This window comes from Bradyrhizobium sp. USDA 4501 (genome assembly GCF_054062115.1).
This window is the reverse complement of record NZ_JBSSEX010000001.1, coordinates 2,034,097-2,047,522: the sequence shown is the minus strand read 5'-3', so window position 1 is coordinate 2,047,522 and position 13,426 is coordinate 2,034,097. Positions and strand designations below refer to the sequence as shown.

The 13,426-nt window shown below is 60.0% G+C and carries 14 protein-coding genes and 2 pseudogenes; 9 read left to right on the top strand and 7 right to left on the bottom strand.

All coding sequences use genetic code 11. The features are described 5' to 3' along the window. Nucleotides 1-717 precede the first annotated feature (717 nt). A complete protein-coding gene (locus ACVWZM_RS09260) occupies nucleotides 718-1,098 on the bottom strand; it encodes a helix-turn-helix domain-containing protein (protein WP_456852798.1) in 381 nt (126 codons plus the stop codon). Between the two features lie 10 nt (nucleotides 1,099-1,108). Further along, nucleotides 1,109-1,300 (bottom strand): type II toxin-antitoxin system HigB family toxin, encoded by a 192-nt coding sequence (locus tag ACVWZM_RS09255; RefSeq protein WP_456852796.1) that lies wholly within the window; start codon nucleotides 1,298-1,300, stop codon nucleotides 1,109-1,111. Nucleotides 1,301-1,320: 20 nt separating this feature from the next. On the opposite strand from ACVWZM_RS09255, the pseudogene ACVWZM_RS09250 reads away from it, so the two are divergent. Further along, nucleotides 1,321-1,476 (top strand): annotated as a pseudogene (locus ACVWZM_RS09250) (IS1595 family transposase); the annotation flags it as partial. 151 nt (nucleotides 1,477-1,627) lie between these two features. Here the strand turns inward: ACVWZM_RS09250 and ACVWZM_RS09245 are convergent. After that, nucleotides 1,628-1,972 carry a hypothetical protein gene (locus ACVWZM_RS09245; protein WP_456852794.1) on the bottom strand — a complete coding sequence of 115 codons (345 nt, stop codon included), beginning with the start codon at nucleotides 1,970-1,972 and terminating at the stop codon, nucleotides 1,628-1,630. Further along, nucleotides 1,972-3,066 (bottom strand): annotated as a pseudogene (locus ACVWZM_RS09240) (IS5 family transposase). The gene ACVWZM_RS09245 and the pseudogene ACVWZM_RS09240 overlap by 1 nt, the downstream one beginning before the upstream one ends. Here ACVWZM_RS09240 and ACVWZM_RS09235 point away from each other — a divergent pair. The 8 genes from ACVWZM_RS09235 to ACVWZM_RS09200 all read left to right on the top strand — a co-directional run bounded on the left by ACVWZM_RS09235 (nucleotide 2,992) and on the right by ACVWZM_RS09200 (nucleotide 10,032). Continuing rightward, nucleotides 2,992-3,552 (top strand): DarT ssDNA thymidine ADP-ribosyltransferase family protein, encoded by a 561-nt coding sequence (locus tag ACVWZM_RS09235; RefSeq protein WP_456852792.1) that lies wholly within the window; start codon nucleotides 2,992-2,994, stop codon nucleotides 3,550-3,552. The pseudogene ACVWZM_RS09240 and the gene ACVWZM_RS09235 overlap by 75 nt on opposite strands. Further along, nucleotides 3,552-4,619, top strand: coding sequence for a type II toxin-antitoxin system antitoxin DNA ADP-ribosyl glycohydrolase DarG (gene darG, locus ACVWZM_RS09230; protein ID WP_456852790.1), 1,068 nt, complete (start codon nucleotides 3,552-3,554; stop codon nucleotides 4,617-4,619). The genes ACVWZM_RS09235 and darG overlap by 1 nt, the downstream gene beginning before the upstream one ends. Before the next feature lie 218 nt (nucleotides 4,620-4,837). Then, the gene (locus ACVWZM_RS09225) at nucleotides 4,838-5,287 is read left to right on the top strand and encodes a hypothetical protein (protein ID WP_456852788.1); all 450 of its coding nucleotides are present in this window, start codon (nucleotides 4,838-4,840) and stop codon (nucleotides 5,285-5,287) included. Next, complete coding sequence (locus tag ACVWZM_RS09220; RefSeq protein WP_456852786.1) at nucleotides 5,268-5,618, top strand: helix-turn-helix transcriptional regulator; 351 nt, start codon at nucleotides 5,268-5,270, stop codon at nucleotides 5,616-5,618. The genes ACVWZM_RS09225 and ACVWZM_RS09220 overlap by 20 nt, the downstream gene beginning before the upstream one ends. Next, on the top strand, nucleotides 5,615-6,166 hold the full coding sequence (locus tag ACVWZM_RS09215; RefSeq protein WP_456852784.1) for a HipA N-terminal domain-containing protein: 552 nt from the start codon (nucleotides 5,615-5,617) through the stop codon (nucleotides 6,164-6,166). Before ACVWZM_RS09220 ends, ACVWZM_RS09215 begins: the two co-directional genes overlap by 4 nt. A gap of 496 nt (nucleotides 6,167-6,662) precedes the next feature. Continuing rightward, nucleotides 6,663-8,663 (top strand): PQQ-dependent sugar dehydrogenase, encoded by a 2,001-nt coding sequence (locus tag ACVWZM_RS09210; protein ID WP_456856660.1) that lies wholly within the window; start codon nucleotides 6,663-6,665, stop codon nucleotides 8,661-8,663. Then, nucleotides 8,620-9,558: an SMP-30/gluconolactonase/LRE family protein gene (locus tag ACVWZM_RS09205; RefSeq protein ID WP_456852782.1), complete on the top strand. Its 939-nt coding sequence runs from the start codon at nucleotides 8,620-8,622 to the stop codon at nucleotides 9,556-9,558. Before ACVWZM_RS09210 ends, ACVWZM_RS09205 begins: the two co-directional genes overlap by 44 nt. Nucleotides 9,559-9,657: 99 nt before the next feature. Then, complete coding sequence (locus tag ACVWZM_RS09200; RefSeq protein ID WP_456856659.1) at nucleotides 9,658-10,032, top strand: phospholipase effector Tle1 domain-containing protein; 375 nt, start codon at nucleotides 9,658-9,660, stop codon at nucleotides 10,030-10,032. A 224-nt stretch (nucleotides 10,033-10,256) separates the two neighbouring features. Here the strand turns inward: ACVWZM_RS09200 and ACVWZM_RS09195 are convergent, their stop codons facing one another. The 3 genes from ACVWZM_RS09195 to ACVWZM_RS09185 form a co-directional block, all read right to left on the bottom strand. Then, nucleotides 10,257-11,096 (bottom strand): hypothetical protein, encoded by an 840-nt coding sequence (locus ACVWZM_RS09195; protein WP_456852780.1) that lies wholly within the window; start codon nucleotides 11,094-11,096, stop codon nucleotides 10,257-10,259. Nucleotides 11,097-11,531: 435 nt separating this feature from the next. After that, nucleotides 11,532-12,119: a hypothetical protein gene (locus ACVWZM_RS09190; RefSeq protein ID WP_456852778.1), complete on the bottom strand. Its 588-nt coding sequence runs from the start codon at nucleotides 12,117-12,119 to the stop codon at nucleotides 11,532-11,534. 53 nt (nucleotides 12,120-12,172) lie between these two features. Beyond that, the gene (locus ACVWZM_RS09185; RefSeq protein WP_456852776.1) at nucleotides 12,173-13,084 is read right to left on the bottom strand and encodes a ComEC/Rec2 family competence protein; all 912 of its coding nucleotides are present in this window, start codon (nucleotides 13,082-13,084) and stop codon (nucleotides 12,173-12,175) included. Nucleotides 13,085-13,426: the final 342 nt, after the last annotated feature.

Here is a 13,426-nt window from a genome sequence, read left to right as displayed (position 1 = left end):
TGCGCTGAAATCGTCCGGCAGCTCCGCGAGCTTCCGGATCAGCTTGGTGTGCACCGAATCTGCCTTTGGGCGGAGTCTCCGGTCCGCGGAAAGGCCACGGCGCCAGAGCCAGAACGGTTCCGCGCGCCTGGGCAGCTTAGGAGCAGCTACCGCCTCGAACACGCCGAATCCTCATCGTAGTAGCGCTCGCCTTTGTGGTCTTCCGCTATTTGGTGGTCCGCGGTCGCGAATTTGGCCGAATTCATGAGCGGACTGATGTGGTCGCGGTTGGCCCTGCTCCGAGCCTGCCGCTCAAGGGCCGGACGGTCTGTGAGCACGACAGGAGGTCGTCTCCGGCGCTTTATCGGTACCGCTCGAATGACGCCGATCGAAATGACCCCGACTGATCCATCGCCGGAGAAGTACGAATCAGGATTGGTTACAATACGCCGGCAGCGCCGCGAGAAAATGGCTGCAGCAGCATCTATGATGCGGCTTCTGGCGTCAGGGCGCGTCGCGCCCGTCACTGGATCCGCGAGCGATGCGAACCGCGCCGATTATTTCAACGGGCCGCTTTGTCCGAAACGAGCGATCCTGTGCCGGAAGCGCAGCAGTCGGTCCATAAAATCCGACGACTCAACTGTTGCTAGGGGCAGTTCTTCACGACGGGGGCAGTTCCAGATAGCGATTGGACAAGGCACAAGCGCGCCCATCCAGGCCGTGCGAGCGCGTCGTCGCTCAGGCGGCGGCCGGCTGCAATGAGTACGGCTTGATCAGAAGCTCAAGAGGAAGCTTCCAAGCTTCGTTGATCCTCCGGATCATATCGATCGAGAGAGCGCGCTTCCGATTCAAAACCTCTGATGCACGCGATCGCGATCCGAGCAGCTCCGCGAGTTCGGCTTGGGTGCGTCCGAGTTCATCGATGGCAAATTGGATAAGCTCGATGGGATCCATGTTACTATCGATCGGCCAGCGTGTCGCCTCGTAGCGGCTGACCAGTGTCGCGAGAAGATCGAGCTTGTCGTCATCCTCCGAACCTTCGACAGCATTCCAAAGCTTCGCGATCTCCGCGAGCGCTGCGGCATGGTCCTCATCGTTCTTGATCAGGCGAATTTCCATGTTGCGTCCTCTAAAACATCGAAACCGTCAAAGCGTCGATTTTGTCGTATTCGGCATGGGTCCCGATGAAATTCACGTAGGCGATTTGTCTTCGGAAATGGATCATCACGATCAGCCGATAGTTACCGCCCGCGATCTCAAACCTTGCACGCTGAGCATTCAAGATCACCGCATGGGGCGCAGCCTGCCGGACCTCATCCATCGCGGGAATTATATACTTGACAGCATTTGAAGCGCTATCTGGCTGAGTTCGATTTTAGGTATAAAAGGATGGCTCTGGGCGTGTCCGACGAGGCTCGCACAACCAAGGTGCTTTGTGGTATTGTTGGAAAGAGGTTGACCTACCGGGACTCGTCTTCGGTCGTGGAAGGCGAATAAAGATGCCCCACAAAGACCTAACGCTACACATGGAGGGCCATCCTGGTCAAAGGGGGAACGTGCTCGCACATGCCCTCGTGGATAAGCTCCGCAAGCTTCTCTCTGCCTTGGCGCAAGCTGAGCGCAAATATCTAGCAGGCTGTTGAAGAACTCAGCCGCGTTCGCAAACGAAGGCTGAGTCGTCGCCATTGTGGATGTAGAAGTGGCCAACGAGCCTGCCCGCGGTGCCGATCATGGCCCATCCGCGACCACAGGACGGATCATTCTCGTCGTGCCCCTCCCACGAGAACTCGGCGCAGGCCGATCCGTCGCGGCTGCCGTAGCGCACGTCCAGGAAGCCCTTCAGAGCCCCAAAGGCGATCTCGCCATCGGACTTGCCGCCGAAGGTGAGATGCGCCTCTCCGACAAGATCGAGGAAGTCGCTGTCCCAGTTGTCCATTTCGACGCTGCGCCAGCGGCCGACAAAGGCCTGGGCAAAGCCGGGCACCTTGGCCATCAACCGGTCTCCGCGATCAGCTTGGGCAGCCGCACCAGATTGTAAGCGGCCGCAGCGAAGGTAAAGGCCCATCCGACACGATCACGCCCACGGAAGCTGGTCTTCTCTTGCCCGACGACCGTCTTGATCCAGCCGAATGCCTCCTCGATCCGCTTGCGGATGCGCTGGCTGACGGCATAGCCGGCCGTGCCGGGTCGTACGCCCGTCGATCGCAGAGCTGCGGCCGCTGGTATTCTGCGCAACATGCGGTGTCACGTTCATCGAGCGCAGCTCGTTGACGAAGTCTTCTGCATCGTAGGCCTTGTCGGCGCCAAGCGTGATCGCTGTCGGCCGATCGGCACGCTGCTCGATCATGTGTAGCGCGGCTACCCGTTCGGCATGCCCGTCGGCCTGCGTCAGGCAGGCGTCGACCAGCAGGCCGTGGCGGTTCTCCATCAGCCCATGCCCGATGAAGCACAGCTTCGTCTCCTTGCCTTTCCCCTTGCGGTACAACCTGGCATCCGGATCGGTTGTCGAAGCATGGGTGTCGTTGGAGCGTTTCTGGCCGTGGAAGTCCGCTTCGGCATTGCGCCCGCCACCTGGCGCCGGTGGCTCGCCGGAGCCGTCCTTCGGTTTGACGCTCTTCATCGAGGCCCAGGCCTCGATCAGCGTGCCGTCGACCGAGAAGTGATCGCTCGACAGAAGCCCCTTCACCCTGGGCTGCGCCAGCACCGCCGCGAGGAACTTGGCCGCGATGTCGCCTTCCAGCAGCCGGTCACGCGGTTCTTCGAGAACACCGAATGGTCCCAGGCTGCATCGTCGACGCCGATGCCGACGAACCAGCGGAACAGCAAATCATATTCCAGCCGCTCCATCAGAAGCCGCTCCGAGCGGATCGAATAAAACGCCTGCAACAGCATCGCCCGCAGCAGCTTCTCCGGCGGAATCGACGGCCGCCCAATCGGCGAATAAAGCGCGGCGAGCTCGCGTTCCAGCACCGCCAGCGCCTCGTTCACGATCGTCCGGATCGCTCGCAGCGGATGATCACGCCGCACCCGTGCTTCCAGATCGACGTAGCTGAACAGCTCGCCCGTTCGATTGTCGTCGCCGCGCACGCACCGTCTCCGAATCTCGTCGGAGCCAATGAATCATGGTCGTCGCTCGCCGGCGAGCGCCTATTTCAACAGCCTGCTAGACGTGTCTCAACGGCGGACAGAGTACGAGATGCTGACCTTGCCGCCACGCTCGACCAGAGAGAACACGGCTTCCTTGCCCGCGCCACCCGTTCGCAGATGCTTGCGCTTGCTGCGGTGCTTGACCGGCACGCCTTTCTTGTCGCCGCGCAATTCTACTCCGATCTTACCCGCCTGGATCAGATCGATTGGGACATGCTGCAACGACGGGATTTCCGCAATGATCCGGACGATCCGTCGAAAAAAGAACGCTACCAGGCCGAAGCTCTTGTCCACAAGCATCTCCTAGTCGACGCCCTGTCGGGGCTCGTCTGCTACAACGACGATGTGCTCAAGTCACTGAATGCGGCATTGGCGCAGCGCAACCGCACCATGACCGTGGTCAAGAAGCCCGATTGGTACTTCTGATGATCAAATTTACGCGTGGCAATCTGCTCGACTCCAAGGCCGAAGCATTGGTCAACACCGTGAACACGGTCGGTGTGATGGGGAAGGGCGTCGCCTTGATGTTTAAGGAAGCTTATCCTGAGAACTTCAAAGCGTACGAGGCGGCCTGCAAGAAGAAGGAAGTCAGGGTCGGCCACATGTTCGTTACCGAGCGCCAAGCATTGATCGGTCCGAAATGGATCATCAATTTCCCTACCAAGCAGCATTGGCGCGGCGCCTCCAAGATGGAGTGGATTGAGAGTGGTCTGAGGGATCTAAAGGGCGTCATCACTGAGAAGAAGATTCGCTCGATTGCTATTCCGCCGCTCGGGAGCGGGAACGGAGGTCTCAATTGGCCGGACGTGCGTCCCAAGATTGAAGCCGCGCTCGGAACACTGAACGACGTCAGCGTGATCGTCTATGAGCCTACGGACCAATACCAGAATGTGTCAAAGCGCGCCGGCGTCGAGAAGCTGACGCCGGCGCGTGCGCTCGTCGCTGAGCTGGTTCGCAGGTATTGGATACTCGGAATCGAATGCTCCTTGCTCGAAATCCAAAAGCTGGCGTACTTCCTGGAGCGCAGCATCGAGAAGCTGGAATTAGAGAACCCGCTCGATCTGCGTTTTCAGGCCGATAAATATGGTCCGTACGCTCCTCGATTGACCCATCTGCTCAACGGTCTCGACGGCAGCTATTTACATTGTGGCAAGCGCATCGGCGATGCCAGTCCATTCGATGTAATCTGGTTCGAGGACGCCAAACGAGACAAAATAGCAGCCTATCTGAGGTCGGGTGATGCAAAGGCGTTCCTGCCCGCACTCGAAGCGACTGCGACGCTGATCGACGGCTTCGAGTCTCCATTGGGTATGGAGCTTCTGGCAACTATCTGCTGGCTCATCCAAAATGACGGCGTTGCCGCGGATCGGGAATCGATCAAGACAGCGCTCAAGACATGGACAGGCGGCGAGGCTTCAGCAGCGCGAAAGCTGAAGCTGTTCGAGGATCGCCTTGTCGATCTTGCCGTTGAACGGCTCGCGACCTTCAACTGATTCGAGCACGCCACCTCAAGTTTCTTACGCTGTTTCCGGATGAGATTGACGATGGTCTTGGCGCTCGCGCCATCGTTCTTGCGGGCCATCTGCTCAATTCCCTCGTTCGGGAATCGCGAAATTCGCTGTGAACGTTTGCCCCCTTGATACCAACAAAACTACCAACAACACGGTCGCCTGCAGCGGGCGCTTCCGCGAACTTTTACCTATGTTTTCAAATGCGCCGGCCAAATTCTCCTGAAAAATCAGGATTCGAATTTGGACATCAAACTATTGTTATTACTCATGTTTTTTACTTGGTGCCCCTGGCCGGCGTCCGCTCACGTGGTGGCGGATTGTTGCGTTTGTGCTACCGCTTCACCGCTTCGACCCCGAGCACGGTTGCTTCGGTGATTGGCATCGAGACAACCGGCACGAATGGCGACCGCATCAGCGAGATCGGTGCCGTGAAGGTCCGCAATCATGAGGTTGTCGCGCTGCGGGAGACGTCACTCGGTCTCGAGAGTACGCCGCGATTTGTCCGGCAATGCTCTGCGCATTTGCGCGGTAGCGGCTCGTGGCGCGACCAGGAACGTTTGAGAATTGGCCTCCGTTGGCGCGCAGGTTCCCGATTGGGAAAAAAAACCGGTGGCCAGCCAGGATGGTGGAATGAATTTACCGCTCAGTAAATTTCGGCTTGGCCAACTGGTTCCCAACCTAGATATTCCCGCTCGGGAAATGGACTATCACAACAACGTCGGAACTGGGCGAACCCATTCGGAACCGACGCGACGCCGATCGCTTGGGTTACGGCAGCAGGACCTAGCGCTCGCGGCGGACGTCGGCGTGCGGTTCATCGTCGACATCGAGAATGGCAAGCAAACCAGTCAAGTGGGGCTCGTCCTTCGGCTGCTCAGCGCGCTCGGCATAACGCTGATTGCCGAGATGAACCCGGCGCCGCCGGCACGGCCGACGGCCGACGATACCGAACCCTTCGACCCAGAACAATTTCACCCATGAAGGACACGCAGAAATTCGGTGGTGCCGGTGAAACTCTCGAAGTGATCTTCGGAGACAAGCTCGTCGGACTGCTGCGCCGTCGCTCAGAAGGGATCCAAGACATCGAGTTCGTGTACGACGACGCATGGACGGCGGATCCGCAGGCGTTTGCGGTTTCTACCCGCATGCCGTTGGCGCAACGGGTCCATGAACCGGGCGTCGTGTACCGGTGGTTTCTGAACCTGCTGCCCGAAGGACGAACCCTCGCCACGGTAGGCACGATCCCCAAGATTCCGGAGGCCGATGTTTTCGCGCTTCTGGGAGAACTGGGAGAGGGTCTTCCCGGCGCGCTCGAGGTGTATCGTCCCGCCGACCGGCGCCCGGCGCAGACCACGTTATCACGTCTGACGGAAGCCGAGTTCGCGAAGCGATCCGCCGACTTCCGGAGAAACCGCTTCTCGTCGGCGAAGAGGGCATCCACATGTCCTTGGCCGGCGCGCAGGACAAACTTCCAATCGTCAGATACCCAGACGGTGGCATCGGCCTCGCGCTCGACGGAGCGCCTATGACGCACATCCTCAAGCCGACCAACAAGTATCTCGACAACGCGGTCGAGAATGAAACCTCCTGCCTTCCGTCTAGCAGCCAACTTCCCGTAGGCGCTGCGCCGAACACTTCTCTCTCGTTTGCCTGCCCTTACCTTTGAACAGGCCCCCTTGAACGAGCGGGGGATCAATGGCGGGCAAAGTTCAAGCTTGATAGAAACGAAGTTCGCCAGTTTTGATTCTGATCCGGCGCGTCGTCAGAGACGCGCGCGTCGTCGGCGCATAAAGTCTGTACAAAATGGACCAAAACGTTAATGCCGACTGACTGCGATTGAGCATTGCTCGCGGTACCTGACTATCGTAAAGGTTGTGCAATGCCCACGGCTATAGATTTGGGCAGTACCTTCCTCTTGTAATGATTGGGGCGCTTCTGGTGAGCCTATTTTATCGCTGGGCATTCGGCCTAGGGTCGCGGCATGCCATGAGCTTCTGTGCCGCAGCAGTTTTGGCCGTCAATGCCATGATACTCGCGGCATCCGGCACGGTCAGCCTTGCCGAGCAAGCCCGCAAAGGCGGCTATGCTGTTGGCTCCGATCGCTGCGGGGCTTTCCCCCGGATTCAGATCGACATGAAGACGAACTTTTGTGCCGGTCTTGTCGTGAGTGAAGAGGACGGCCTCGAGTTTCCCCGTTCAATCGTGCAGATCCCTGGTCGCGACCTGTTCGTAGTCGCTGATATGGGAGGGTGGAATCGTACCAATGGTCGGCTCCTGGTGCTCGATCCGCGAGCGGCCGAGGGCAAGCGCCTCAAGGAGGCGATGACCAACCTTGAATATCCGTTCGGACTGGCGATCGGGCCTGACAGGAAGGTCTATGCGTCGACTGCAGAGATGATCTTCCGCTTCGATCCGCTCGCGGCTGATCCCCGTAGCACGATGGAGGTGGTTGTACAGGGGCTGCCGGGCCGCAAAATCACGTTGCCGGATGGCACAAGGATCGCCGAGAGCAGCCATTCGCTGAAGCATTTCATCTTCGACCGGCTGGGGCGTATCTTCGTCAACATCGGCTCGCACAGCGACGACTGCATTGCAAGGGCGCCGATCACCAAGCCATGTTCGGCGGGCGAGGGGCCGTCGCCGCTTGCATCGATCTGGATGTTTACGCCGCCGGCAGGCGGCATATTCCCGGCGCTCAAGCCCGGCGATGCCAATCCGCCGCGCGAGATCTATGCGCGCGGCCTGCGCAATTCGATGGCGCTCGCCGTCCATCCGCGTTTTCCAGATCCGGGTTATGCCTTCCTCCAGGGCGAAAACGGCCGCGATCTGCAGGACGTCTTCAAGCCGAACGAGGAGATCAACGCGCTTGAGAAGGGCAAGCACTACGGCTGGCCCTATTGCTATGACCTTTCGACCGCAAGCCCGGAATTCACGGCTGTGCTGCAGTCCGGCCCCTACAAGAACCTCTGCAGCAATGCTGCGCTCTACAGGCAACCCTATTCGCTGTTGCCGCCTCATGCTGCGCCGCTCGGCATGCTGTATTATCACGGCAGCAAATTTCCCGAGCTCGAGGGCAAGTTGCTCATCAGCCTTCACGGCTATCGGCCGACCGGCAACCGCCTCCTGATCTACAATGTCGATGACCACGGTTTCCCCAAACTCAGTCCACAGCCGGTTCGCTACCAAGTCAGCTGCGCCTCGGAGCCCACACGTGCGTTTCAGACCGACGACGGTCCGGTCAGGGCGGCGCCCTATGAGGAGTTGATCTCGGGCTGGCACCGCGTCAACGGCACGCGCCCCCGCGGCGCTCCGGTCGGCCTGACGGTTGCCAGCGATGGCGCGATCTGGTTGGTTGAGGACAAGAACCAGACGATCATCCGGATTGATCGCGCCAGCGGCGAGCTTCCGGCGCCGCTGCCGTGCGACATACGCTCCCAGGCCCAGATCGACGAGTTGGTTTCCTTCGTCAAGCAGGACGCGCAGAAGTCCGGCTATCTCACTTCGGTCCGCGTCAACCTCGTCGAAAAGCACTGCGTCGGCTGTCATACCGATTTCGGTCTCAAAGCCGGCCAGAGCGACGCCGAGAAGGATGAGGCCGTACTGCGCTTCATGTTGGGGCAGGACGGCTGGATGTATCCAGGTGACCCAGATTCCGGGAAGTTGCGGATCCGGCTCCGCGGCATCGGGGCCGAGAAGCAGATGCCGCCGGGGGGCGAGGATCTGCCCAAGACCGAGCCCGGCTTTTCGCGGGTTCTCAATTTTGCCGATTATCTGATCGGCAAGATGGTTCCCGGGACCCGCATGCGCATTAAGCAAGGCCGGCCCGAACGCGCCTTCTTCAGCAAGGACGGCAAGGTCTGTGGCGAAATCCCGACCACTAAGGTCGTCGTGGTGACACAAAAGGACGCCACCGGTAAGCCCGGCTACAGCCGCTTCTATCGGCCAGCCGACCCCTTCCTCAATGGCGAATGCAGCGACGGCGATGGCTATTACATCCAGAGCAATTTCCTGGTGCCTCTGTTGTGAAATCCTGCTGACGAGCGGCGCTGCCGCGGCTAGAGAGCCACGGCTCTTTCAGAGCCGCCAGGCAACGCCGGCCGGTGAATATACGTTTGGCATTGAGGGGCCGGCGGCCGACCTCGAAGGCAATCTCTTCGTGGTCAATATCGGCAAGCCGGGCACCATCGGAAAGCTCGCCGATGGCGCTACGCGATCGGAGAAGTTCATCGATTTACCGGAAGGAAGCGTCGGCAATGCGATCCGCATCAATCGTGACGGCAGCATGTTCATTGCCGACTACAAGAAGCACAACATCTTCATGCTCAGGACAGGGAGCCGTGAGCCAGAGGTCTGGTTTCACTCCGATCAAATGAGCCAGCCTAACGATATCACGCTCGCAAGCGATGGCACGATCTATGCCAGCGATCCGAACTGGAAGGGACGCAGTGGCCGGATATGGCGCGTTGCGCGCGCCGCCGATGGATCGGTCGGCGGCGAGGTGATGGCCGCGCCGCGCGCCATGGGCACCACCAACGGCATTGATCTTAGTCCCGATGGCAAGCGGCTCTATGTGAGCGAGTCCAATTCCGGCCAGATCTGGTCTTATGCGGTCAGCGAAGCCGGCCTTACCGATGCGAAGCTGATCAGGACATTTGAGCCCGATACAGTTGATGGCCTGCGCACCGATGTCACCGGTAGGCTCTTCGTTGCCCGCATTCTGCGCGGCGCGATCGCCATCCTGCGGCCAGACGGCGCCGTCGAGCGAGAAGTGACGCTCGGAGCCAAGGAGCCGACGAATCTGGCGTTCGGCGGCAGTGACGGCAAGACCGTCTTCGTCAGCCAGCGGCAGGGCGGCTTCGTCGAGACGTTCCGCACTGATCAGGAAGGCCGCGAGCACTGCCTGCAGCGCGGCCATTGCTAGCCTGAAGAGTTTGGGGGCTATTCGAACGAATATCGTCATCTTCTCGGACGGCGCCGGTTAAGCCGGCGGCATCAATTTCGATGAGGTGCGTACCAGCGTCTGCAAACTGTACCGCGTCTGCCGGGTCGGACCGACACAAGGATCGATCCCACCGAGCAAGTCGCCTTCTACGATCCGCTGCTCGGATCCGCGGCCGCCGACCGCCATCTCGACTTCGGCGGACACGCAAGATCTACAACTTGCTCAGCATGGGGACCGGCCTTAGCATCACTGCCAACGACTGCCATGCCGCGATCATCCGCCACCTACGAAAATTGCGACCGCATCTTCCTGATCGGCTTCGGCCGTGACGCCTATACGGTGCATACTCTCGCCGACGTCATCTCCTATTGCGGCGTTCCACGGCAGCTGCCAGCGAGGTTAAGCCGCGCTCGATGTTGCAGGCTCCCCGCAAGCTCCCAGAGCATCCCGTGAAGGACGTCTATCAGTTCTGCTCGTCCTATGAGCGCTTGTCGGTGCATGTCGAGTTCGCGCAGCATTTGGGTATTTCGGGGTAGGGGCGGCCAATCAGTCTGCACCGAATCCGCAGTGTGCGGCCGACGACATCGAAGCCAAATGGCAGCTCGTGGGATTCCGGGCGGCTGTCCGGGGCGCACGCCATGCGCGTTGCGAGGACGTGGGTCCGGTGTGAGCTGCGGCTAGAGCTTCTCCATGAGATTGGGCCAGATGATCGACGCTTCTGCAAGCCGCGTCAGCATGTCCTCATGCTGAAACGATATCTGATACTCAATAGTGAGGACCGCCGTGAAATCGCACTGGCCAAGAACCAACGTGCCCATCTTTCTGCCGTCATAGGCGGTGTCGCGGTTCAGATGAATATGCGCAATCAAGCCGTCAAGATAGATCCGAAAGATCGGAACGGAGTGTGCCTTGACGTCGCCAAGCTCGGGAATTCGCATGAACTTCCCGAATGGCGACAGGTTCTGCACCGCGCCCAGCGTCGACAGCTGAATTAAATGAACGGCGAAATAGGTGGGGGGTCCAGGATCGCGCGCAACCAGTCTCGAACCGAGATCGGCGAGCTCGTCCGCAGCAAGGGCAACCCCGCCAAACGCCTCGTGCCTGGAGGCCGCGGCCCGCCATAGCAGGCTCAGGAAGAACAGTCGCAAGGCACGGAAGTCGGTTCCGCGCAACTTGCGCAAGCCCAGACCCGTCTCACCGATCGCGTCATGGTCCGGCCCATGCGGTAATTTTTGCAGAGGTCCAAAGCCGCTCCACACCAGCTTCTGCTTACGCAGCTCGCTGATCGCCTCGTTGTCGAAATCGGCCAGTATTGCCTCGCCGTCGGCGGTGACGAGCTCAGTGTCGTACCAACTGCTCCACGACCGCTTTGGCCGGTCCCCATGTGAGGACGTCTCCACAAACGGCGTTCCGGCTACGCCCGGCCGGGTTAGCGCCTTGGGCAAGAGATGGGCCTTTACAAACTTGCCCTGTAGGCCCGTCAGGCGGCAGATGCCGTATTCGCGCTTTCTCGGCAAAGTCCTAAACTCCGCTTGCAGAGCGCTTGCCCCGATCTTCCTTCACGCCGGCGACGTGTGCTTTGGTCGAAACCGGCTTCGCAGATCATGCCCCATGCGCTCGCGCTTACCTAGCCCTCAAGATCGGTCTCGGCCCTCTGGGTAAACAATTCCTCGCGCAAAGCCCTCATGAACGTCTCGCCGGGCTCTCGGCCTCGGGCGAGTCGTCAACTGCGATGTCCTCGTCGTTATCACTTCCCTCTTCCCGGTTCCAAGCAAGGATCGTCTCGATGCTCGCGGGTTCACTACGCTGCGCTGCGTCTGACCGCTATGTCGTTGCGGCGATGCGCCGGTGGCGCACACCGCTTTGGTCTGTCTTGCGGTGGCACCGTTGCCTGGAGGAATCCGCTCAGGCTCGATGTCGCCAACAGCAATACAGCGCTGGATCCTCATCGGTCACGAACTGGCAGCGACCTTCCTGGTCGCATGGATTGCGAGCACGTTGGTCACAAGGCGAATGCCGCTGTGTCGTGCTGCGATCGCACAGAGCAGATACTGCACGGCGAATAGTGCGCCGCCTGCCGCGCATGCGATGCCGGGCGAACCGGTATAGAGGAGTGCGGCCGGCACGAGAGCGACGAGCATGATCGAGATGGCCGCCATGTCACGGTACACAAGGTACAGTCTGTGTGCTTCCACGACGGCGGGATCACGGCTCACCCTCCTGTAGAGCTTGTACCATTTCGCATTCTGCTCCGCCGGATCGGTCGGCAGCACGCCGACGTTGCGCTTGAGCGCGGCCATGTCGATGCGCGCATCGGCAGGCGCATGGCTGCTAAAAACTTCGCTGCCTGGCAGCGGGTCGGCGAGCTTCCAGTAGACCAAACGAGCCTTGGCCTCGTGGGAGAGCAGGCCATTCAGGATCAGCACCGCGACAGGCAGCACCGGCGCTAGGCTCGCGCGCACAGCCGTGAACGTATCGGCTTGCACCAGGCCCGGCGCGATGAACAGAAAGAGCGCGCCGGCGTCGAGCATGGCCAGCATGACGAGCCACTTAATGTTCCCGGCCTTGAGGACCTTAGATCGGCTCGCGGCAGTCATTTCGCGGGCTGTAGCGTATACTCGGTTTCGACCGTGATGCTGCCGATGTAGCCAGAGAAGGTCTTCTGGTTCTCGTTATCGAGATCGTCCAGCGAGTATGTCGGGTTCGAGGCATAGATGTGAACCTTATTGCCGTCGAGTTCGAACGTGATGTCGCCGGCACTGTTCTGAGTAATGATCTGATATCCGGTGTAGTAATGCAGATGGCGGGAGGGCGCCTCGCCAATAACGATGATCTGCGGATCGAGCTTTTCTAGCCAGCTGTCGGGGATCTTGCCCGACTTCCGGCCATGATGCGCCGCGAACACCACGGTGGTCTTCTCCAGCTTGATGCTGTCAGTGATGCTTTCCATAAACTCGGTCTCGAGGTCGCCGAGCCACAGAAAGCTGGCGCCGCCGTTCATGGCGTAGCGGATCACCGCAGACATGTTGTTGTAGCTGATCCCATTCTCGCCATCGGCAAGCGCTTGCTTGAAGTGCGCGTTCGTCGTGTCCGGCCACAGGATATTGATGCCGGCGGAACCTCGCTCATCGTTGCCCTGGTTCATCCAGCGACGCGTACATCCCTTGTAGACGTAGAACGCTTTGCCGTTGTCATCGCGGAGTTTGCAGTAGTGCTTGAAGGACTGCGTCTCGTCGTCCTTGATGACCTTGTTCTTGACCACGTAAAAGTTCAGGATCGGCATCTCGGCGTCGAGCAGCTCGATGCCGCCGAAGTGGTCGTCGTCGGGATGCGTGGAGATAAATCTCGTGATCCCCTTGTCGGCCGATTGCTCCTTCAGTTCCTTGATGATCGTGTCGGCGTTGTCGTCGTTCAGGTCGCAGTCGATGAGCGTGAAGTTGTCGCTCGCGTGCCGGATATAGAACGTGTCGCCGTTTCCGACGGCGAAGCTCTTGATGATGGTCATCGCAGCACCGCCTTCCGGCGGCAATCGGTCCGTGTCGGCTGCGTGTCGCGGCGGCCGTGGCCTGGATGGTCAGATACGTATCGCAAAGCCATGCTCCTGCGTTCGTCCGCCCTTACGGAGCGGCGGTTTTCAACTCTGGAGAAGTCGGAAAAACTCGTGCGAGTGGTCCCGCCTGCTGGTCGGCGATATGGGGTTGCCTAGGAATCGCGCAAGGCCGAAATGTCAAAATGCTCAGCGGCGCCACTGCTCGGGCAACGCCAGCCACCACCACCGACCGCGTACACGAGCCGAGATTGCTATCCTAATGGTGGATAAGCCGGTTGCGGATCGGCGAGTGCGAGC

Bases quoted from the DNA above. Each gene is read 5' to 3' on its own strand.
- ACVWZM_RS09260 (WP_456852798.1), bottom strand. From the start codon at position 1,098: ATGGAAATTCGCCTGATCAAGAACGATGAGGACCATGCCGCAGCGCTC.
- ACVWZM_RS09255 (WP_456852796.1), bottom strand. From the start codon at position 1,300: ATGGATGAGGTCCGGCAGGCTGCGCCCCATGCGGTGATCTTGAATGCT.
- ACVWZM_RS09245 (WP_456852794.1), bottom strand. From the start codon at position 1,972: ATGGCCAAGGTGCCCGGCTTTGCCCAGGCCTTTGTCGGCCGCTGGCGC.
- ACVWZM_RS09235 (WP_456852792.1), top strand. From the start codon at position 2,992: ATGATCACGCCGCACCCGTGCTTCCAGATCGACGTAGCTGAACAGCTC.
- darG (WP_456852790.1), top strand. From the start codon at position 3,552: ATGATCAAATTTACGCGTGGCAATCTGCTCGACTCCAAGGCCGAAGCA.
- ACVWZM_RS09225 (WP_456852788.1), top strand. From the start codon at position 4,838: ATGCGCCGGCCAAATTCTCCTGAAAAATCAGGATTCGAATTTGGACAT.
- ACVWZM_RS09220 (WP_456852786.1), top strand. From the start codon at position 5,268: ATGAATTTACCGCTCAGTAAATTTCGGCTTGGCCAACTGGTTCCCAAC.
- ACVWZM_RS09215 (WP_456852784.1), top strand. From the start codon at position 5,615: ATGAAGGACACGCAGAAATTCGGTGGTGCCGGTGAAACTCTCGAAGTG.
- ACVWZM_RS09210 (WP_456856660.1), top strand. From the start codon at position 6,663: ATGATACTCGCGGCATCCGGCACGGTCAGCCTTGCCGAGCAAGCCCGC.
- ACVWZM_RS09205 (WP_456852782.1), top strand. From the start codon at position 8,620: ATGGCTATTACATCCAGAGCAATTTCCTGGTGCCTCTGTTGTGAAATC.
- ACVWZM_RS09190 (WP_456852778.1), bottom strand. From the start codon at position 12,119: ATGCTGGCCATGCTCGACGCCGGCGCGCTCTTTCTGTTCATCGCGCCG.
- ACVWZM_RS09185 (WP_456852776.1), bottom strand. From the start codon at position 13,084: ATGACCATCATCAAGAGCTTCGCCGTCGGAAACGGCGACACGTTCTAT.